The 18739-nt window shown below is 37.0% G+C and carries 18 protein-coding genes and 1 pseudogene; 14 read left to right on the top strand and 5 right to left on the bottom strand.

Annotated elements, in window-relative coordinates; translation table 11 throughout:
- Nucleotides 1–26 precede the first annotated feature (26 nt).
- Both F9U64_RS02470 and F9U64_RS02465 read left to right on the top strand, forming a co-directional pair.
- Nucleotides 27–986, top strand: a complete 960-nt coding sequence (locus F9U64_RS02470) for a vWA domain-containing protein (protein ID WP_153401302.1) — start codon at nucleotides 27–29, stop codon at nucleotides 984–986.
- 123 nt (nucleotides 987–1109) lie between these two features.
- Nucleotides 1110–2567: a vWA domain-containing protein gene (locus F9U64_RS02465; RefSeq protein WP_153401300.1), complete on the top strand. Its 1458-nt coding sequence runs from the start codon at nucleotides 1110–1112 to the stop codon at nucleotides 2565–2567.
- Nucleotides 2568–2868: 301 nt separating this feature from the next.
- Here the strand turns inward: F9U64_RS02465 and F9U64_RS02460 are convergent, their stop codons facing one another.
- Nucleotides 2869–3417: a beta-class carbonic anhydrase gene (locus F9U64_RS02460; protein WP_153401440.1), complete on the bottom strand. Its 549-nt coding sequence runs from the start codon at nucleotides 3415–3417 to the stop codon at nucleotides 2869–2871.
- Between the two features lie 117 nt (nucleotides 3418–3534).
- Here F9U64_RS02460 and F9U64_RS02455 point away from each other — a divergent pair, with 117 nt between their 5' ends.
- From F9U64_RS02455 to F9U64_RS02440, 4 genes are all read left to right on the top strand, one after another.
- Entirely contained in the window at nucleotides 3535–4350 is an 816-nt protein-coding gene (locus tag F9U64_RS02455; RefSeq protein ID WP_153401298.1) for a S1C family serine protease, read from the top strand.
- Between the two features lie 345 nt (nucleotides 4351–4695).
- Entirely contained in the window at nucleotides 4696–5427 is a 732-nt protein-coding gene (gene sigI, locus F9U64_RS02450; protein ID WP_153401296.1) for an RNA polymerase sigma-I factor, read from the top strand.
- Nucleotides 5424–6554 (top strand): anti-sigma-I factor RsgI family protein, encoded by a 1131-nt coding sequence (locus tag F9U64_RS02445; RefSeq protein WP_153401292.1) that lies wholly within the window; start codon nucleotides 5424–5426, stop codon nucleotides 6552–6554. Before sigI ends, F9U64_RS02445 begins: the two co-directional genes overlap by 4 nt.
- Nucleotides 6555–6617: 63 nt before the next feature.
- Nucleotides 6618–8159 carry a bifunctional GNAT family N-acetyltransferase/carbon-nitrogen hydrolase family protein gene (locus F9U64_RS02440; protein ID WP_153401289.1) on the top strand — a complete coding sequence of 514 codons (1542 nt, stop codon included), beginning with the start codon at nucleotides 6618–6620 and terminating at the stop codon, nucleotides 8157–8159.
- A gap of 86 nt (nucleotides 8160–8245) precedes the next feature.
- Here the strand turns inward: F9U64_RS02440 and F9U64_RS02435 are convergent, their stop codons facing one another.
- A complete protein-coding gene (locus F9U64_RS02435) occupies nucleotides 8246–8470 on the bottom strand; it encodes a YhdB family protein (protein ID WP_153401287.1) in 225 nt (74 codons plus the stop codon).
- 203 nt (nucleotides 8471–8673) lie between these two features.
- Between F9U64_RS02435 and F9U64_RS02430 the strand changes: the two genes are divergently transcribed.
- From F9U64_RS02430 to F9U64_RS02395, 8 genes and pseudogenes are all read left to right on the top strand, one after another.
- On the top strand, nucleotides 8674–9381 hold the full coding sequence (locus F9U64_RS02430; RefSeq protein WP_153401285.1) for a YhcN/YlaJ family sporulation lipoprotein: 708 nt from the start codon (nucleotides 8674–8676) through the stop codon (nucleotides 9379–9381).
- Between the two features lie 211 nt (nucleotides 9382–9592).
- Nucleotides 9593–10060, top strand: a complete 468-nt coding sequence (locus F9U64_RS02425; RefSeq protein WP_153401283.1) for an S-ribosylhomocysteine lyase — start codon at nucleotides 9593–9595, stop codon at nucleotides 10058–10060.
- 592 nt (nucleotides 10061–10652) lie between these two features.
- Entirely contained in the window at nucleotides 10653–12023 is a 1371-nt protein-coding gene (locus F9U64_RS02420) for a dipeptidase (protein ID WP_153401281.1), read from the top strand.
- 48 nt (nucleotides 12024–12071) lie between these two features.
- Nucleotides 12072–12443 (top strand): rhodanese-like domain-containing protein, encoded by a 372-nt coding sequence (locus tag F9U64_RS02415; protein WP_153401279.1) that lies wholly within the window; start codon nucleotides 12072–12074, stop codon nucleotides 12441–12443.
- A gap of 121 nt (nucleotides 12444–12564) precedes the next feature.
- Nucleotides 12565–13770 (top strand): annotated as a pseudogene (locus F9U64_RS02410) (protoglobin domain-containing protein); the annotation flags it as partial.
- Nucleotides 13771–13951: 181 nt separating this feature from the next.
- A complete protein-coding gene (locus tag F9U64_RS02405) occupies nucleotides 13952–15358 on the top strand; it encodes a SpoVR family protein (RefSeq protein WP_153401275.1) in 1407 nt (468 codons plus the stop codon).
- Between the two features lie 87 nt (nucleotides 15359–15445).
- Nucleotides 15446–15733, top strand: a complete 288-nt coding sequence (locus tag F9U64_RS02400) for a zinc ribbon domain-containing protein (RefSeq protein ID WP_153401273.1) — start codon at nucleotides 15446–15448, stop codon at nucleotides 15731–15733.
- Between the two features lie 167 nt (nucleotides 15734–15900).
- A complete protein-coding gene (locus F9U64_RS02395; RefSeq protein ID WP_407647268.1) occupies nucleotides 15901–16311 on the top strand; it encodes a hypothetical protein in 411 nt (136 codons plus the stop codon).
- A 56-nt stretch (nucleotides 16312–16367) separates the two neighbouring features.
- On the opposite strand, the gene F9U64_RS02390 is transcribed toward F9U64_RS02395, so the two are convergent.
- The 3 genes from F9U64_RS02390 to F9U64_RS02380 all read right to left on the bottom strand — a co-directional run bounded on the left by F9U64_RS02390 (nucleotide 16368) and on the right by F9U64_RS02380 (nucleotide 18707).
- Nucleotides 16368–16676: an ArsR/SmtB family transcription factor gene (locus tag F9U64_RS02390; protein WP_228275558.1), complete on the bottom strand. Its 309-nt coding sequence runs from the start codon at nucleotides 16674–16676 to the stop codon at nucleotides 16368–16370.
- Nucleotides 16677–16687: 11 nt separating this feature from the next.
- Nucleotides 16688–17617: a cation diffusion facilitator family transporter gene (locus tag F9U64_RS02385; RefSeq protein WP_153401267.1), complete on the bottom strand. Its 930-nt coding sequence runs from the start codon at nucleotides 17615–17617 to the stop codon at nucleotides 16688–16690.
- A 100-nt stretch (nucleotides 17618–17717) separates the two neighbouring features.
- Nucleotides 17718–18707, bottom strand: coding sequence for a TIGR00341 family protein (locus F9U64_RS02380; protein ID WP_266095231.1), 990 nt, complete (start codon nucleotides 18705–18707; stop codon nucleotides 17718–17720).
- Nucleotides 18708–18739: the final 32 nt, after the last annotated feature.

The raw sequence follows: 18739 nt of genomic DNA, 5'->3' as shown, positions 1-18739 counted from the left end.
ATTATACCCATTTTGGTAATGCTGTGTTGGAAGATGAGCGATTTCGCTTTAAAGACCAGATCAATGTATTGCTTGTCCTTGATGTTAGTGGAAGTATGGCGAATGAGGTCGATGGTAAAACGATGCTCCAAATGGCTAAAGATTCAATTTACAATTTTACGTCCGACCTTCCGGATGAGGCAAATATCGGTGTCCGGGTATACGGCCATGAAGGAAAAAGTACGGGACATACAAAAGAAGAGTCATGCCGAGCTACTGATTTAATCTATGACTTTCAATCAGCCAATACAAGTGATATTCAAGATCTGATTGATCCATTGTCACCAACAGGATGGACACCGATTGGACAAAGTCTAGAACAAGCGAAGGAGGATTTCACTGCATTTCCTGGAGAGAATAATACGAATTTAGTCTATGTAGTCAGTGATGGAGCAGAGACGTGTGATGGAGACCCTGTAACTGCTGCCAAGGAGTTAGCGGATTCGAATATCCAATCAATTGTCAATGTGATTGGATTTAATGTAGGAATCGAAGGCCAAGCCCACTTACGGGAAATTGCCGAAGCGGGAGGTGGGATTTATACAAATGCAGGGAATGAAGAAGAATTAAAAGAAGCACTGGGAAGAGGTGAAGCATTAATTCAACAGTGGAAGGAATGGAAAGAGGGAGAGCGATCGAGTGCCTATGAACAAATGAGTGATCAGCGTTTACAAGCTACAGAAGATAGAAATGAATGGAGTTACATATTGCGAGATGAGTTCTCTAATCATCTAGCGGTTTTGAGGAAACTCCATTATGACGAAGATTATATAAATAGGGATGCCTATGATTATATGTGGACAAAAATGAATGAAAAAAAAGATTTCTATGATGAAGTTAGAAAGACAGCATTTGAGCAACTAAAGAATGATATTGAGAAAAACTATGAATCGCATCTTGAGGAAATAAACAAAGAATACGAACAATTATATGATGAAGAGTTGTAGTCAGCAGATTCTCTTCATTATATCAATAAGGGTTTTTCCAAAGCTTGTAGAATTAATTCAGTACCCTTATTATAATAATTTCAATTTACCTGGTATCTCATTTTAAACGAAGGAGTTCATTATATGTTATTGAAAAAGAATCTCGTATCTGTCCTTATCATTCTATTACTCTTAGTTGCATGCCAAGCAGAGGAACTTTCTGATAAATCGATAGAAGAAAACACAGATCATAATAGTGAGGAAGAAAAGGTAAGTCCAACCGATACAAGCAGTGAAAAAGATGATAGCAACATAGCTGATGAAGAAGAGATGGAGAATTTTAGTGAAGAAGATAGTGACCCATTAAAGAACCTGATAAAACGTGCACCGGAAGAGCCTGCAACTTTAGATGAAATCATCGCATATCCTGTTGGTCCATTAGCTGGGAATGGAAGAATTACAGGGGAGGCTCCATTAATGCCTGTTCATGAGATGGCAGACTATGTGATGGAACAATTACCAGCTCTATCAGAAGAAGCAAGTGAAGAGGAATTGGATCAATGGTTCAAGGCTTATCGTTCATTATTTGCTGAAGACTATCCCGATCCTAATCAAATACTAACGGAGATCCAAGTGGACCAATCCGATTTACCTCAAATAGGTGATCAATCAATATCATTTAAGGACCAATTCAATGTATTAGTAATATTAGATGTAAGCAAAAGTATGATCAATGAGATAGATGGAGAACCAATGATAGATATTGCTAAAAGCTCGATTCACGATTTTGTTACTCAATTGCCGGAAGAAGCAAATGTAGGGTTAAGAGTATATGGACATGAAGGAGAAAATACAGCGGAAATGAAGGCACAATCTTGTCAGGCGTCCGAACTGGTATACTCGCTTCAGCCGCTGGATCAGAGTGCTTTTGGAAATGTACTGGACAGTTTTCAACCAGCTGGCTGGACACCGATAGCCTTAAGTCTCGAACAGGCAAAACAAGATTTTAAGGGCTTTTCAAGTGAGACGAACAACAATTTGGTTTATGTGGTAAGTGATGGTGTGGAAACATGTGATGGAGATCCAGTACAAGTAGCGAAGGAATTAGTAGATTCGAATATTGAACCGATTATTAATGTAATTGGTCTTAATGTAGATGCGGAAGGTGAGCAAGAACTACAGACATTAGCAGAAGCAGGAGAAGGAAGTTATACGGCAGTTGGTAATGAAGATGAGCTCAAGCGTGTGTTTGAAGAAGCGAAGGAACTATTACTGCAATGGAAGAAGTGGAAAAGCTCTGCAGAAGTAGGAGCATATCAGGATAGAGGAGATGTAAGGGGCAAAGTTCTCGAATTGCGAAGCGAATGGCGTTACCTGGCATCTGATGAAAAAAATATAATGGAGAGAGTGTTAATGCAACTTGAGGATGATTACCTTGGCGGGAATTATTCCTACTTGTTTGGTAATATAAACGCATTATCGTCTGTGATAGGGGATTATGGTGATGAGGCGCAACGTTATTTGGAAGAAAAACTCGAAAATAATTATGAAGAAGCAATTGATGAAATTTATGAACAATACAATGATAATGTAGTTAATTAGGATAACTGGGAGTGTAAGGTGGTATGAAACTTTACGCAATTCCTGCTAACAAAGTTTATTACACTCCCTAAAAATGAGGCTCAATTCCTATTGAATGATAAATCAGGCTCTATGTAGGATTATGATAATTTCGAATAAAGGTGATGGTTATTTTACTATGAAAAACGAGATGAAATATGAGGCAATGATGGAGAGGCCTTAATCAAGCATATATAGAACATATAGACGAATAGATATAAAAAATACCTCATCCCGGAGATTTTAACGTCCGGGATGGGGTATTTTCAGAATCAAATACCTGTTAATATCCTTTTTTCACTAAATCCAGTTTACCTGTTGCCGGGTCAATTACCAGTCCATGAACAGGAATACCTTCTGGTAAAAGAGGGTGGTTTTCGATAATCTGTACTGATTTTTCTACAGATTTCGCCGGATCATCAAAGCCGACCAGCCATTTTTCTGCATCTACTTCCATATTATCAATCTCTTTTTGATTGATTCCTCTTTCTTTCATTAAATCAATAAATCCTTGCGTGTCGAAATGATTCATTCCACAGCTGTGATGTGCAATAACAAATACCTCATCTGCTTGTAAAGCATAGATAGCAACGAGAATACTTTTCATAGTACTATCATAAGGATCATTTAAAATGGCACCAGCATTCTTCACCATTTTAACATCACCGTTTTTTAGGTTTAATGCATTTGGCAAGAGCTCGATTAATCTTGTGTCCATACAAGTGAAAATGACAGCCCGCTTATTTGGGAACTTATCTGTTTCGAATACTTGATAGTCTCTATTTTCCACAAACTGCTGGTTAAATGTCAAAATTTCGTCTAATAACATAATTCCCACTCCTTTTCTTGTCTAAATATATAATAAAACAAGTTTGTCGATCAGGCAATGAAAGAAAATGTTAATATGCTATAATAAACAAGAGGATAGTCTGCATTAGTGAGGTGTGGCATGCGAAAATCAGAGGAAGAAAAAGAGCTGGATATTATTGATAAAGATCTCTATGAAGAGATTGATCAAGAGGAAATGTATGAACTTGTGCAGCAGGAAAAACAAAAATTAAAACAAAAACAGCAAGAGGAAGAAAAGCAGAACAAAAGACCATTTCCCAAATGGTTAGGATGGGTTATTGCGATAGCGATGATTATTCAGGTTTTAGCGATTCTGCCACAAACATTTTCCATTCCGGCAATCGAATTTCTAAAAACATCTGCCGCATTATTGCAAAATGATGAAGTGAAAGATTACCGCAAAGCCGTTGTTGTTATTGAAGGTGATGATAACAAGGGGACAGGGTTTGCTATTTCGGAAGATGGCTATATTCTGACAAACCATCATGTTATTGAAGATCAATTCCAACTGACTGTTGCATTTCAAGAGGAAGGATTATTCAGCGGCAAAGTTATCGAGGAATATCCGGATATAGACCTAGCATTAATAAAAGTCGATGGAGACAATCTGCCGCATTTGAAATTGAAAGAGCTACCAACAGACTCCAGTGTAAAAGATGTCCTGTTCATTGGAAACCCGCTGCGTTTTAACGGGATTGCCAATCAGGGAGATCTGATCGGGGAGACACAGCTTGATAGTTGGGCTAAACCAGTATATATGCTGGAAGCACCTGTTTATCGGGGCAACAGCGGCAGTCCTGTCATGAATTCAGAAGGTGAAGTGATTGCTGTCATTTTTGCTACTCAAAGAAATGAGCAGCACGGCAAAGTAGGGCTGGCAGTACCAATTGATTATTTTCATCAATATATGGAATAGAAAGGAGAATGAAACCCATTTTCTCTTTCTATTTCATTTTTTTTATAAAAAGAGGTTTATTTATACGAAGTTTAGGGTATTTATGCAAAATGTGCTGCAACTTATGATATAGCTAAATTTTAAGAAAATATAATCATAGTAGATATATAGAACTATAATTTGAAAATAAATCTTAATTATTTGTAATCATTATATGGTAGATAAATAGTATTGATTCGTATATTCTGAATAAAGTGAAAAATGATAACTGGTGAAAAAGAATAAATAAAATGAAAATTATATTAAATGATACTGACAAAAATAGAGAATATCATACGAATAATATAAGGACTGGTGGTGCAGAAAATGATGGAAAGCAAGTTAATGGATAGAAAATATACATTAGAAGAGCAAATTGAAATTATTCAGCGAGGTGATGAGCAATTACAAGATGAAATAATTAAAGCATACCAGCCATTCATCGCCAAATGTGTATCAGAAGTTTGCAAGAGGTACATAGAGAAAGAGAATGATGAATTCAGTGTCGGGCTCATAGCATTTCATGAAGCAATCCAAGGATTCTCAAGAGAGAAAGGATCGTCTTTCTTATCGTTTGCTCAGGTTATTATTAAGAGAAGAGTCATTGACTATATTCGAAAAGAACAACGTCAAAATGTCTATCAATCATTGGATTCCCATGATAGTGATGAAATTGGAGAAAATCCGCTGGAAGCTTCTGAGGCAAAAAAAGTTTTCCAATTGGAGGAAGATACATGGCATCGGAAACAAGAAATTATCGATCTTTCCCAAAAGCTGGCAGAGTATAAAATTACTTTTCAGGAATTAACCGAGATCTCACCTAAGCATCGTGATGCGAGAGAATCAGCGGTGTTTGCGGCGAAACAATTAGTGGAAGACACAGAATTAAGAGAATACGTAATGGAAAAGAAAAGAGTCCCGATTAAGAAATTACTGAAGCTGGTTTCAGTTAGTAAGAAAACACTTGAACGAAATCGTAAATATATCTTAACGATTTTCATTATCCTAACAGGTGATTATATGTATTTAAGAGAATACCTCGAGGGGGTAGACTTGTGAAAAAAGGAATAGTTGTTGAACGTAAACGCGGCTATATGATTGTTGTTGATCGTCAAGGGATATTCCATAAAGCAAAAACAGTGAAAGAAAGTGAAATTGGTGCGGAAGTAATATTCGAAGAAAAGGAAGGTAAGTGGTCGTCTTTTTTATTGTGGAGTCACAAAAGGAACTTTAGACTTACAGCAATGGTGATACTCTGTCTATCTCTGGTCACACCTTTTTTTTTATGGTCAAATACGAATGAGGCATATGCCATTGTAAGTCTTGATATCAATCCGAGCGTAAATATTGAGATTGATGAAAATTATCGTATTATCGATATTCAGCCAATGAATGAGGATGCTAAAACATTATTAAAAAGCATAAAGGTAGAAAATAAGACATTAACTGAGGTATCAGAAGAAATTATTCAATATTCTCATGAGCAATTAGAATTAAAGAATAATTCCCCTATTTTAATGGCCGTAAGTTATTATAATGATACAAATAATCAAAAACAGGTCGTTCAAAATCTGGAAGAGTACTATATGGAAAAACAATATCCTGTAGCCATATATGAGGTATCCAGATCATTAAGAACAAAGGCTGAAAAAGAAAATATATCCTTAAATAAAATGATGGCAAAAGAGATAGAGGATGAGAGAACTGTCGTGATCTCAGCAGATAATAGTTCAAATAAAGCAGATGAATCCAGAGAAGAGCTTCCGGAATTAAATGAAAAGGAAAGAGAACTAATTTATAATTTTTATTATCCATCTCAACCTGAACAGGAAGAAGCTTCTGAAACAGAGGAATCATCAACAAAAAATCCAACAGCTCCGAGCAGTATAAAGACGGAAGTAAAACAAAGTGTTCAAAATGAGCCAGTAATTAAAACAAAGCCAGCTTTACCCGAACAGGCCAGTGATGTTGCCAAAGAAAACAGAAGGAAGCATTCTGTACAATCCAAGAACGAACATGTAGTCGACAAGCATGCTGAAAAAAAGGATAAAGCTGATAAAAAACATCCAAATAAATCTGATAAGAAGAATGACAAGAACAAAAGGAATAAAGATAAAGGACATGGGCCGGAAAAATCCCCGAATCATCCATCAAATAATCATCCGAATGGAAAAGAAAAGAAGTAAATGGTTAGCCTTTTCCCATTTTGTTCAATATAATCTAGTTAGAAAACAGAAAGGATGAACAACATGTCGAAAATTGAGCTATCTCATTTTGAAAAAAAAATCATTGTGCGGAACATTACATATGATGATTTTGATCAAATTATTGCATTGCAAAAGGTTTGTTTTCCACATATGGAACCATGGAAAATCGAACACTTAGTAAGCCATCTGAAATTATTCCCTGAAGGTCAGTTCTGTGTTGAATATGATGGAGAGATTATTGGAAGTTGTTCTTCTTTAATCATTAATTTTGATGAATATGATGATAAACATACATGGGATGATATAACGGATAAAGGATATATAACCAATCATAATCCGGATGGGTATAATCTCTACGGAATCGAAGTGATGGTTCACCCTGAATACCAGGGAATGAAAATTGGAAAACGTCTTTATGAAGCCAGAAAAGATTTAGCACGACAATTAAATTTAAAAAGTATCATTATTGGCGGCAGAATTCCAAATTATCATAAATATGAAAGTGAACTGTCACCAAGAGAATATGTTGAAGAAGTAACAAATAAAAATATTTTTGATCCTGTTTTGACATTTCAAATAATGAACGGTTTCTCTGTGATGAGAATTAATCCAGGCTACTTGCCAGATGATAAAGCATCAGCCAAGTATGCTACATTAATGGAATGGAACAATATAGATTACCGCCCAACATCCAAGCGCCACTTTAAGACTTCTTATCCTGTACGAATTACGGTTATTCAGTATATGATGAAACAGATTGATTCTTTTGAAGAATTTGCCAAACAGGTAGAATATTATGTTGATGTTGCCTATGATTTTGATTCGGATTTTGCTGTTTTTCCAGAAATTTTCACAACACAGTTAATGTCATTCTTAGATGAAAAGGTACCGTCCAAAGCTATTCGTAAACTGGCAGAATATACAGAAGATTATATTGAACTGTTTACTGATTTAGCTGTTAAATATAATGTCAACATTATTGGTGGATCACACTTCGTGGAAGAAGATGATCATGTATACAATATATCCTATTTATTCAGACGCGACGGTACAATAGAAAAGCAATATAAAATTCATGTAACTCCAAATGAGCGAAAATGGTGGGGAATCCAGCCGGGTGACTTAGTCAATGTTTTTGACACGGATTGTGGCAAAATTGCAATTCAAATTTGTTATGATATTCAGTTTCCGGAACTTACACGCTATGCTGTTGACCAAGGGGCAAATATTATTTTTGTTCCGTTCTGTACGGATGATCGCCAAGGCTATCTGAGGGTTAGATATTGTGCTCAGGCGCGTGCTGTGGAGAATCAGGTGTATACAGTAATCGCCGGAACGGTCGGAAACCTGACACAAGTAGAAAATATGGATATCCAATACGCACAATCTGGTATTTTCACCCCGTCTGACTTTGAATTTGCACGCGACGGTATTATTGGTGAATGTAATCCAAATATTGAGACAGTGGTTGTAGGAGATGTTGACTTAGAAATTCTGCGAAGACAACGCAAGTCAGGAACTGTTAGACAATTAAGAGACCGAAGAAAAGATCTGTTTGAAATAAAATATAACAGGATTGAATGAGAAGAAGCAAGTGGAGCCCAGAAGCTCTGCTTGCTTCTTAAATTGTCATCATTTCTGAGTGTTATGGTGGAGAGACGGTTGTCCATCTACGTATAGAATTCATTAACAAGAGCATGGTCAATATAATGCAGTAATGCGTCATGTGAATTATGGAGCCATTCTCGTGAGATCGGATAATGATAAGCGTGGAGAAAATGTTCAATTTTTTTTGCCAAAATGTCATCCTTCGTACGCACCATTAAAACTAATAAGTCATCCCACTGTCCCCATAAAGTAAAGTATAAGGCTTTATCATAATCAATACTTCTCACCTTTTTTCCCCCTTTTTTTTAGTAAGTAGTGGAGGAGATTTCTCTTTACTTTTGCCATCCTATTTTGAGCGGATTTTATCATTTTTACACTGTTTGTTTTGTGGTGAAATTGCCAATTATTTAGCCATTGATAAGAAGGATAATCCTAAATGAGTTCCTCATACTATAACTGTATCGCCTTATTTTAAGAAGGAGGAATTCAAATGAAGCTTAGAAACCCAGTGATCGTCGTTTCTTTAGCAGCAGCACTATCATTGACTGCTTGCGGCAATAATGAATACGGTCAGGGAGACCAGAGAGACGGTACAAACAATGTTCGTCCTATCGGATATAATCAAACATCTAATCAACCGATGACCGATCGAAATAATAATCGAATGAATAATATCGATCGAGATACTCGCTTAGATGATAATAACCAATATATGTTTGAACGAGGCATGAATGATAATGACGCGACACGGGATATGGCCAATACAGAGGGCAATAACGCTGCACTAAGAGGCAACAATCAGGGTAATAACAACAACACAACGCAAGGGAATACTGAAAATGGCGAATATGAAATAGCAGACAAAGCTCAGGAACAAATCAAAAAAGATATCCCTGAAATCAACAATGTATATGTTTTAACAACAGAGAACAATGCCTATGTTGCAGCATCATGGGACAAAAATAAAAATACAGAGACAAATGAAAATGAATTATCAGATGCGGTCCGCCAGAGAATTGTACAATCTGTTAAGTCAGTAAATAATAAAATTGATAATGTGTATGTATCAACAAATCCTGATTTCCTTGATTTAGTTAACCGCTATTCAGAGGATGTGGAATCAGGTGAACCAGTCGAAGGCATGTTTAATCGAATGGGGAATATGATTGAACGAGTTTTCCCGAACAATGAATCATAAAATACTCTCCTCGCTATTTTTAGCGGGGATTTTTACATAGTTAATGTCTACAGGGGTGCTATTTCGTGACCTCGAGGCATTTATTACCTTAACGCTTGAAAGAAGCGCCCATACCTGCACTCAACAGAAGGCAAATATGTTATACTATATATAGTTTATGTTAACCATTCCGATGATAAATTTTAGAATAGATGCAGGAGAGTGAGCTATTATGGTAAAAAAGATGAATGTGGAAAGCTTTAATTTAGATCACACGAAAGTAGCAGCGCCATATATACGACTAGTTGGTGTGACTACAGGTCAAAATGGGGATAAAGTTTACAAATATGATATTCGTTTCTGTCAGCCAAATAAAGATCATATGGAAATGGCTGGACTTCATTCCATTGAGCATTTAATGGCGGAGAATATTCGTAATCACATGGACAACGTCTTAGATATTAGTCCAATGGGTTGTCAGACAGGCTTTTATTTAGCTATTTTAAATAATGACAGTTTCGATGATGTGGCCGAAGCCCTTGATAAAACATTAAATGACGTATTGAACGCAACAGAAGTACCAGCGTGTAACGAAGTACAGTGCGGCTGGGCAGCCAATCACAGCCTTGAAGGTGCCAAACAAATCGCCAAGGAAATGTTAGCAGGAAAAGACCAATGGCACATCGTATTTGCCGAATAAACAAACCAAACCTATAGCGTAAACAAGTTCTTTAGTTTACGCTATAGGTTTTTTGTTATGATTTATTATGTACTAATAATAAGAGCTTTGCAGCCGCTGATATAGAATAATCGCTTTTCCATCGGGATCTTCAGCTCACGCTATTCTTACTATAGTATTGTCAATAATTCGATGCTCATAGTTTAACCCCTGTAATATCAGCATTTGCAATTTGCAGAGCTGAATTTTAAGCGCAGTTAATTTACGGAACGACATTTTAGCGCTATTTTAATTAGTCAATGATCCTATTTAAGGGAAAACCGCAAACTATTCGTTCCTCTTATCTGTGAAGGACACAATAACTAGCTGGGGAAAAACATGAGACTTCTGTGGGAACAGCGCGAGCTGAAGATCCACTTGTTAAAGTGGGTTTCTTTAACAAGTTAGCTGAAGCCGTGCCCACGAAAAGCGAATGTTTTTCCCCAGCGGCTGCGTTCCCCCATCTGAATTAGTACATTAGTAAGTAGCCAAGCAAAACAAAAATGATGAATATATATACGGTTCCATGTTAAACTATAAAATGGTTAGAAAAGGAAAGGAACGTGAGTATGACATGGATAAAGTATTTCAATATTTAAACGATAATAAACAGGCTAATCTTGATCAGTTACAGCAATTTTTAAAGATACCGAGTGTTAGCACTGATTCTACATATAAAAAAGATGTAAAAAAAGCAGCAGATTTCGTTGCCGATTATTTGAGAGAAGCAGGGTTCAAGCATGTGGAAGTGGAAGAAACAAAAGGTCATCCACTTGTTTTTGCTGAGTGGTTAGAAGCTGGCGAACAGGCACCTACTGTTTTGTTTTATGGACATTATGATGTACAGCCTGCAGAGCCGCTGCATGAATGGAAAAGTGAACCCTTTAATCCGGAAATCAGAGATAATAGAATATATGCCCGTGGTGCAAGTGATGATAAAGGCCAAGTGTTCATGCATCTGGCAGTATTTAAAGCATTTTTACAGACAACTGGCGAGCTTCCTGTCAATATGAAGGTTTGCATTGAAGGAGAAGAAGAAATAGGCAGTGCAAATCTTTATGAATTATTACAAAGCAATAAAGAAAAGTATCAAGCGGATTTTGCGGTTATTTCTGATTCAGGAATGGTAGCAAATGATCAGCCAACAATATTGTACGGCTTAAAAGGATTTACTGGTTTAGAATTTACTATCAAAGGACCGGATAATGATTTGCATTCAGGGATGTATGGTGGTGCCATCCGTAATCCAGCAATGGCAATGGCGCATATACTAACTTCGATGAAGAATGAAGAGGAAGTAGTATTAGTCGATGGTTTTTATGATGATGTAGAGGATATAACAGAGGAAGAGCGTGAACTTATCCGCCAGGCACCGAGTGAAGACTTTGCTGTATCAACTGGTGCAAAGGAGACGGTTTCAGAACAAGGGTATACAGCAAAAGAGCATACTATGGCACGTCCTACCCTGGAAATTAATGGTCTATACAGCGGTTACCAGGGAGAAGGGACGAAAACCATCATCCCTTCCACAGCTACTGCCAAACTAACGTGCCGTTTGGTGCCAGGGCAAGATCCTGATGCCATTCAGCAGCTGTTAGTTAAACATATTGAGGATCATTTACCAAAAGGTGTGACAGTGTCGATTAAGAAGGAGCCACTATCAGCTAAAGCATACCGCGTCGACCCAGACCACCCATTAATAAAAAAAGCTGCTGAAAGTTTTGAGGAGACATTTAATAAAGAGGTCGTTTATGTCAGGATGGGAGGCTCCATTCCTGTTGTAGAATGGTTAGATAGTATTTATCAAGTTCCAGTTGTATTGTTGGGCTTTGGTACACCAGATGACCGTCTTCATTCACCAAATGAGAGTTTTCCACTTGACCATTTTGAAAAAGGGATGCAAACAATTGCGAATTATTGGAATAAAGTGAGTACGAACAGCTAAAGTTTCAACATATGGGCACCATCCACCTTTACTAATGGAGGAAAAATAATGCTATTATTAATTATTGCTGGTTTGGCGATTTTAGCTTTGAGTATACAATTAGTATATGTGAGATATGTTCCAATCAAAGGCATACCATGTCTAGAATCCACAAATAATTCAGATCAGGAGATTGTTACATTAGACATTCGGGATTATCAGTATTCCTTCAGTGATGAAATTGCTCATGCTATCGTAATTCCAGTTCCATATTTAAAGAGATATTATCATGAAATCCCTGCAAGGAAAGTTCATATCGTTGCAACAGATCATTTAGAAAAAAATATCGCTATCCGCTTTCTAAAAAATAAAGGTTTTGAAGTAATAGGCTATACCATAACGAATTGTAAGTGTAAAAAGAAAATAGAGAATTATGCTTAAGAAAATGGAAAAGACTTTGCAAACGATTATGTTTGTAAAGTCTTTTTTTTACCTTTTCTTATGGTATATTAGTAAAAAGGGACTATTATATACATTTAATAGAAAAAAGTGGGGTATTTATATGGGAAGCATCTTTAACAAGAAGAAAAAGGAAAAGAAAATTTTCCGTCCAACAACAGAAGGCAGCAATGTTTATATCAAAGTAGATGCTGGTGGTTCTTTTGATAAACAGATCAAAATGGTGAATTTAATAGAAAATGATTTGATTATACTTAGAACAATTAAACCGTTTGTTACAGAGAATATCGACGAAATTGTCAGCCAATTTTATAAGAATCTGGAGCATGAATGCAGTCTGATGCAGATTATAGAACAGAACAGTTCCGTAGATCGACTGAAACAAACATTGACAAGACACATACAGGAGATGTTTGACGGGCAGATTGATCAGGACTTTTATAACAAAAGAATCAGAATTGCTCATATTCATTTTCAAATCGGTTTAGAACCGAAATGGTATATGTGTGCCTTTCAAGATTTACTCAATTCCTTAATTGAAATATTAAATAGAGTAATAGAGGAAAAAAGCGAATTTTTTCAATCCATTTCTTCTGCAACGAAAATATTGAATCTGGAACAGCAATTAGTGCTCGATGCTTATCATCAGGAAGTCAATCGTGTACACAAACAGCAGGAAGACAGTAAAAATGAGTTGCATCGTCAAATTAAATTAACATCAGAACAATTAGCGGAAATCATTCAGCAATCCGTTGACAATACTTGTTCCCTCGTCAGCCAATTGGACAATATTTTAGCGAATGCTCATAATGGGACAAAGACTTCAGAAGCTGTAGAAAAATCATCAATAGAAAGAAAGAGTGAATTACAGCTTCAAGAGGAGCAGATGATCCAAATGGATAAGAAAATGAAAGGAATCAAAGAAGAAAGTCAAAGCCTTGCAGAAATCTCTGGCAAAATAGAATCAATTGTCAGTATGGTGACAGAGATTGCTGAACAAACGAATCTGCTGGCATTAAATGCTGCTATAGAAGCAGCCAGAGCTGGGGAAGAAGGGAAAGGTTTCGCAGTCGTAGCAGATGAAGTACGAAAACTGGCCGAGCAGACGAAAAGCTCTGTTAGTAATGTGACAGGATTAATTGAGCAAACAAATTCCCAGGTTACAAAGGTAACCACATATGTCGCTGATGTTCAGCAATCTGTGAGAAGTAGTACGGATCAAATGACGGTAATTTCCCAATTCTTTGAAGAGCTTGTCCAGCAAATGAAAGATTCAAAAGGACATAATACAAAAGTGGAGTCAGAAATCAGTGTGTTTTTTAACAATTTAGATGGAATGAACCAATCAATGCAGCAAATCTCGAAGATAATAGATGATTTGGTGGAAATGACCAACAGATAGATTTGTTAGGGCATCTGATAATCGGATGTCCTTTTTTTTATATTCTTTCATATACTATACCAATCCGTATGGTGGAGGTGTAGAAGCATTGCGACGTGAAGATAGTGAGAAATTAGAATATGCAATAAAAGAAATTACCGAAGTGGCGGAAGGCTTTGGACTGGATTTTTATCCAATGAGATATGAAATCTGCCCACCAGAGATCATCTACACATTTGGTGCTTATGGAATGCCGACAAGATTCTCCCATTGGAGTTTTGGGAAGCAATTTCACAGGATGAAGCTGCAGTACGACTTAGGCTTAAGTAAAATTTATGAACTTGTTATTAATTCAGATCCTTGTTATGCTTTTTTACTGAATTCCAATTCTCTTATCCAAAATAAATTAATTGTTGCCCATGTTCTGGCCCATTGTGATTTCTTCAAAAACAATGTCCGTTTTCAGAATACCAAAAGAGATATGGTGGAAAGTATGTCAGCAACAGCTGATCGTATTGCAAGTTATGAGAAGAAATACGGAATTAAAGAAGTGGAAGAATTTCTTGATGCCGTACTTGCTATTCAGGAACATATTGATCCGACCATTTTAAAGCCAAAGTTGAATTGGGATAAAGAAGAAGATGAAGAGAAGCCGCCTAAACGTAGCGAGTTTGATGATTTATGGGAATTAGATGATAAAAACGAGAAGAAACCGGAAAAAGTGAAACGGAAAAAAGCTTTTCCACCAAGCCCGGAAAAAGATATTCTGTTATTTATTGAAGAACATAGTAAAGAATTAGAAGATTGGCAGCGTGATATTTTAACAATGATGCGGGAAGAAATGCTTTACTTCTGGCCACAACTAGAAACAAAAATAATGAATGAAGGCTGGGCATCCTATTGGCATCAGCGAATTCTGCGTGAGTTAGACTTAACGAGTGATGAAATGATTGAATTTGCCTCCCTTAACGCCGGCGTAGTTCAACCAGCCAAAACGCATATAAATCCCTATTATTTAGGTGTAAAGATGTTCGAGGATATTGAAGAACGATATAATCATCCAACCGAAGAAATGAAGCGATTTGGTGCAGAAGAAGGAACCGGGAGAGAGAAGATGTTTGAAGTAAGGGAATTAGAATCAGATATCTCTTTTATGCGAAATTACTTAACAAAAGATTTAGTGGAACGAGAGGATTTGTATATTTTCCAGAAGAAAGGCAACCAATATGAAGTAACGAACAAGAATTGGGAAGAAGTCCGAGATCAATTAATTTCCAGCAGATTAAATGGAGGGTTTCCTTATTTAACAGTAGATAATGGGGATTATCTGCGAAATGGTGAGCTGTATATACATCATCATTTTGAAGGGATAGAACTTGATTTAAAATATTTAGAGAAAACATTGCCATATATCCATCAACTATGGGGACGCGAAGTTCATATTGAGACAATTTTAGATGATAAACCTTGTCTGTTCTCCTCTGATGGTACAAAAGTTGTTAAAAAATATTTATAAGCAGAAGGGCATTTGTATATTTTATCGAAATAAGTAATAAGCAATTTTGCTTGTTGCTTATTTTTTTGAAGAAAGGAGTATGTAATCTTGCCAATATTTTTAAATTTGGTCGCAGGACTATTCTTTCTTACGCTTGCCATTCTCGGTTTGTTAAGCGGTAGTTTTATAACATTTTTGCTTCACATTATCTTTGGATTGACAGGTTCTGCAATATTGTTAGGACTTGCCCATACAATAATAGGACAAGATTGGATTATGTCACAAATTTACAAAGTGGAGGAAAAAGGACCAAAGGAATTTATCCCATGTCCGCAGTGTGGAAAAAAGTTTGAATCAGATAGAAAAAACTGTCCGTTTTGTGCATACAGACCGTAAAGAACACTGGTTATGATAAAGAAATGCTGAAGAATTGTGTGTTTGCCTATTTTCTTTTGGACAAATTACCCAAATAGGCGCACATCATATAGTGGTATGGATAGGAGGTTGTAAAATTGGAATACATTTATCCATCCAACACAGAGTATTATGATTATTATGGCAATATGTATGATGAGCGCCAGTTTCCGTTTTTCCCATTTTTTCAAGGAGGATTTCCAGGTACAGGCGGAGGCTTTCCCCCAGGGCAGGGACCAGGACCTGGACAGCAAGGCTTCCCGCCGTTTGGGCCACCACAGCAGGGACAGCAAGGTGGTGCACCGCTAGGACCGCCGCCACAGCAAATTCCACAGCAACCATTACAGGCACAAGGTGCACAAGTGAAGGCAGTGGACCCAGGTTCCATAAGAGGTTGCATGTATCGTTACACGTATGTTTGGTTAAGCAGATTTAATGCATTTTGGTTCTACCCGACATTTGTAGGCAGAAGATCTGTTGCAGGATACCGCTGGACAGGATTTAACTGGGTATATTTCGGAATCGACCTTGATCGAATCCAATCATTTACCTGTGTATAAAAAATAGCCATAAGGATATTTCCGTTATCCTTATGGCTTATTTAATCTTCTTGCACTTAATGATGGCTCGCATGGTCGATGGATTGCTGCAGGATTTTCATAACATGCTCATCATCTTGCGAATAATAGATCGTTTTCCCATCACGACGGTATTTTACCAGCCTGAGATTTTTTAGAAAACGTAATTGATGAGAAACATTAGACTGGTTCAAATCCAATGTTTCTGCAATATTGGAGACACTTAGTTCGCCATTAAACAATAGATGGAGAATACGAATACGTGTCGGATCTGCCAGGGCCTTGAATGTTTGAGAAACTAAAAAGAGTGTTTCTTCATCCAGTTCTGCAATTTTGTTCTCTTCCACAATGATTCCTCCTAATTACAGCAATCTTCATCCTTCTCAATATTTGCATGAATCCCTTCAATTTGAATTGTCGAGTGATGGATCGAAAATTCATCATGAAGTAGTTTGGCGGCCTGTTTCAATATCATATCACGGTCTGTATTTTCTGAAACAACCATGTGACAGCTGAATGCAGGAAAATTAGATGTAATTGTCCATGCATGTAAATCATGAATACCTACAACACCATCTAACTGCACCAGTCTGCTTTCCAGTTCTTCAAACGACAAGTTGTCAGGTGTTCCTTCCATTAAGATGTGAATGGAATCCTTTGTAACACGGTAACCGCTGATCAGTATCAAAATGGCAACTATAATACTTGCAATCGGGTCGGCTATATTCCAGTCAAATAAAAGGATTAATATCCCGGCAACTATCGCACCAACTGAACCAAGTAAATCGCCAAGCACATGTAGTAACGCACTGCGCATATTAAGATTATCTTCGGTATCTCCACTAAACATTAAAATCAGTGCAACGATAATGTTTACGATAAAGCCAATAACAGCAATCCACAGCATTGTGCCACTAACATTAGGCGGTTCTAAAAAGCGGTGATATGCTTCCCAGAAGATATATAAGGATATCGCAATAAGGCTAATCCCGTTAATAAATGCTGCTAATATTTCAAACCGTTTATAGCCAAATGTCTTTTCGCCATTTGCAACCTTTTCACTAAGTTTAAATGCGAATAAGCTCAAACCAAGTGCAAAGGCATCACTAAACATATGACCGGCATCTGATAATAATGCAAGACTGTTTGTAAATATTCCTCCGATTATCTCAATCACCATGAAAGCTGTAATAAACAGAAAACTGATAAAAAGCGCTTTTTTATTGTTTGTGTGATGATGATGGTGGCCGTGGCTGTGTCCATGGTCATGAGAATGTGAGTGTCCCATGCTGAATCCCCCTCATTAAATATATATGAACATATATTCATATTATAATAATAAGCTGCAATATGTGCAAGCTATTTTCCAAAAAGTTAAGGGTACTTATTTAAAAATTAATGAGATAAATCATGACAGCCAAAATAATAATAACACCAGAAACAGAGAGTAGTGCATAGGTTTTGGAAGTGTTGGCAACTTGAATCTCACTCCAATTCACAGGCTGAATTCCGCTTGTCCAAAACACAATAATAGCAGAAAGTAAAATCGCGCTAATATTGACAAGCAACAAAAGAAGCGGTGTAACTGCTGCGGCGAATTCCATCGCACCAATCATCATGCCCAGCACGACTGCAGGAGGTAACAGAGCAACAGATACCATAACACCAACCAATGTTTCAGATACTCGTTTGGCAAAAGACATGGCTCCCGCTGTCCCTGCAGCGATCGCGACAACAATATCCATTAATTCAATGTTCGTTCTTGCCAGAAATTCATGGCTATTAATTGGCAATGGGAAAAGAAATCCGAAGATAACGGCAATTCCGATTGGTACAGCAAGTCCAAATAAAGAAGTCAGCACAGATCTTCTCATTAATTTATAGTCACCTAATATGGCGGAAAATGACAACGCCGTAAAAGGTCCAATTAAAGGAGCAATCACCATTGCTCCAATTACAATAGCGGCACTGTCCTTTACAATGCCTGCTGTCGCCACAATCGCTGAAAGGATAAGCAGCCATGTAAAATTTATACTAGCTTTGCTCGATGTCTGCACAACATTATAGAGTTCATGCCTGCTGGCTCTGGTGATTTCTTTCTGCTTTTCTTCCTCATCGAGTTCCTTATCTTCTTCTTCTGGTTCTATTCGCGGTAAGTATGTCGAAATATTGTAAAGCAGTGCCCGTATTTCTTTTGGGTTTCTATTGTTTATTTCAAGAAAATCTAGGATTTCTTCTGTATTTTTTTTATCAATTAATATTTTCACAAGCTGTTCCTCATCGGATACTTTAGAGTGCCATTTCGCTAGTATGCTGTATTCTTCAATCTCTTTTTGAAAGGCAGTAAATCTGTCAGTAGGAATGTATACTTCGATCAATTGAAGCTCCATGCGTCTCTGTTCCTTCCTCA

The sequence above is a fragment of the Gracilibacillus oryzae genome (genome assembly GCF_009498735.1).
Taxonomy (GTDB): Bacteria; Bacillota; Bacilli; order Bacillales; family Amphibacillaceae; genus Gracilibacillus; species Gracilibacillus oryzae.
This window is presented reverse-complemented; position numbering and strand designations above follow the sequence as displayed.

Bases quoted from the DNA above. Each gene is read 5' to 3' on its own strand.
- F9U64_RS02455 (WP_153401298.1), top strand. From the start codon at position 3,535: ATGCGAAAATCAGAGGAAGAAAAAGAGCTGGATATTATTGATAAAGAT.
- F9U64_RS02430 (WP_153401285.1), top strand. From the start codon at position 8,674: ATGAAGCTTAGAAACCCAGTGATCGTCGTTTCTTTAGCAGCAGCACTA.
- F9U64_RS02465 (WP_153401300.1), top strand. From the start codon at position 1,110: ATGTTATTGAAAAAGAATCTCGTATCTGTCCTTATCATTCTATTACTC.
- sigI (WP_153401296.1), top strand. From the start codon at position 4,696: ATGATGGAAAGCAAGTTAATGGATAGAAAATATACATTAGAAGAGCAA.
- F9U64_RS02420 (WP_153401281.1), top strand. From the start codon at position 10,653: ATGGATAAAGTATTTCAATATTTAAACGATAATAAACAGGCTAATCTT.
- F9U64_RS02385 (WP_153401267.1), bottom strand. From the start codon at position 17,617: ATGGGACACTCACATTCTCATGACCATGGACACAGCCACGGCCACCAT.
- F9U64_RS02425 (WP_153401283.1), top strand. From the start codon at position 9,593: ATGGTAAAAAAGATGAATGTGGAAAGCTTTAATTTAGATCACACGAAA.
- F9U64_RS02440 (WP_153401289.1), top strand. From the start codon at position 6,618: ATGTCGAAAATTGAGCTATCTCATTTTGAAAAAAAAATCATTGTGCGG.
- F9U64_RS02395 (WP_407647268.1), top strand. From the start codon at position 15,901: ATGTATGATGAGCGCCAGTTTCCGTTTTTCCCATTTTTTCAAGGAGGA.
- F9U64_RS02415 (WP_153401279.1), top strand. From the start codon at position 12,072: ATGCTATTATTAATTATTGCTGGTTTGGCGATTTTAGCTTTGAGTATA.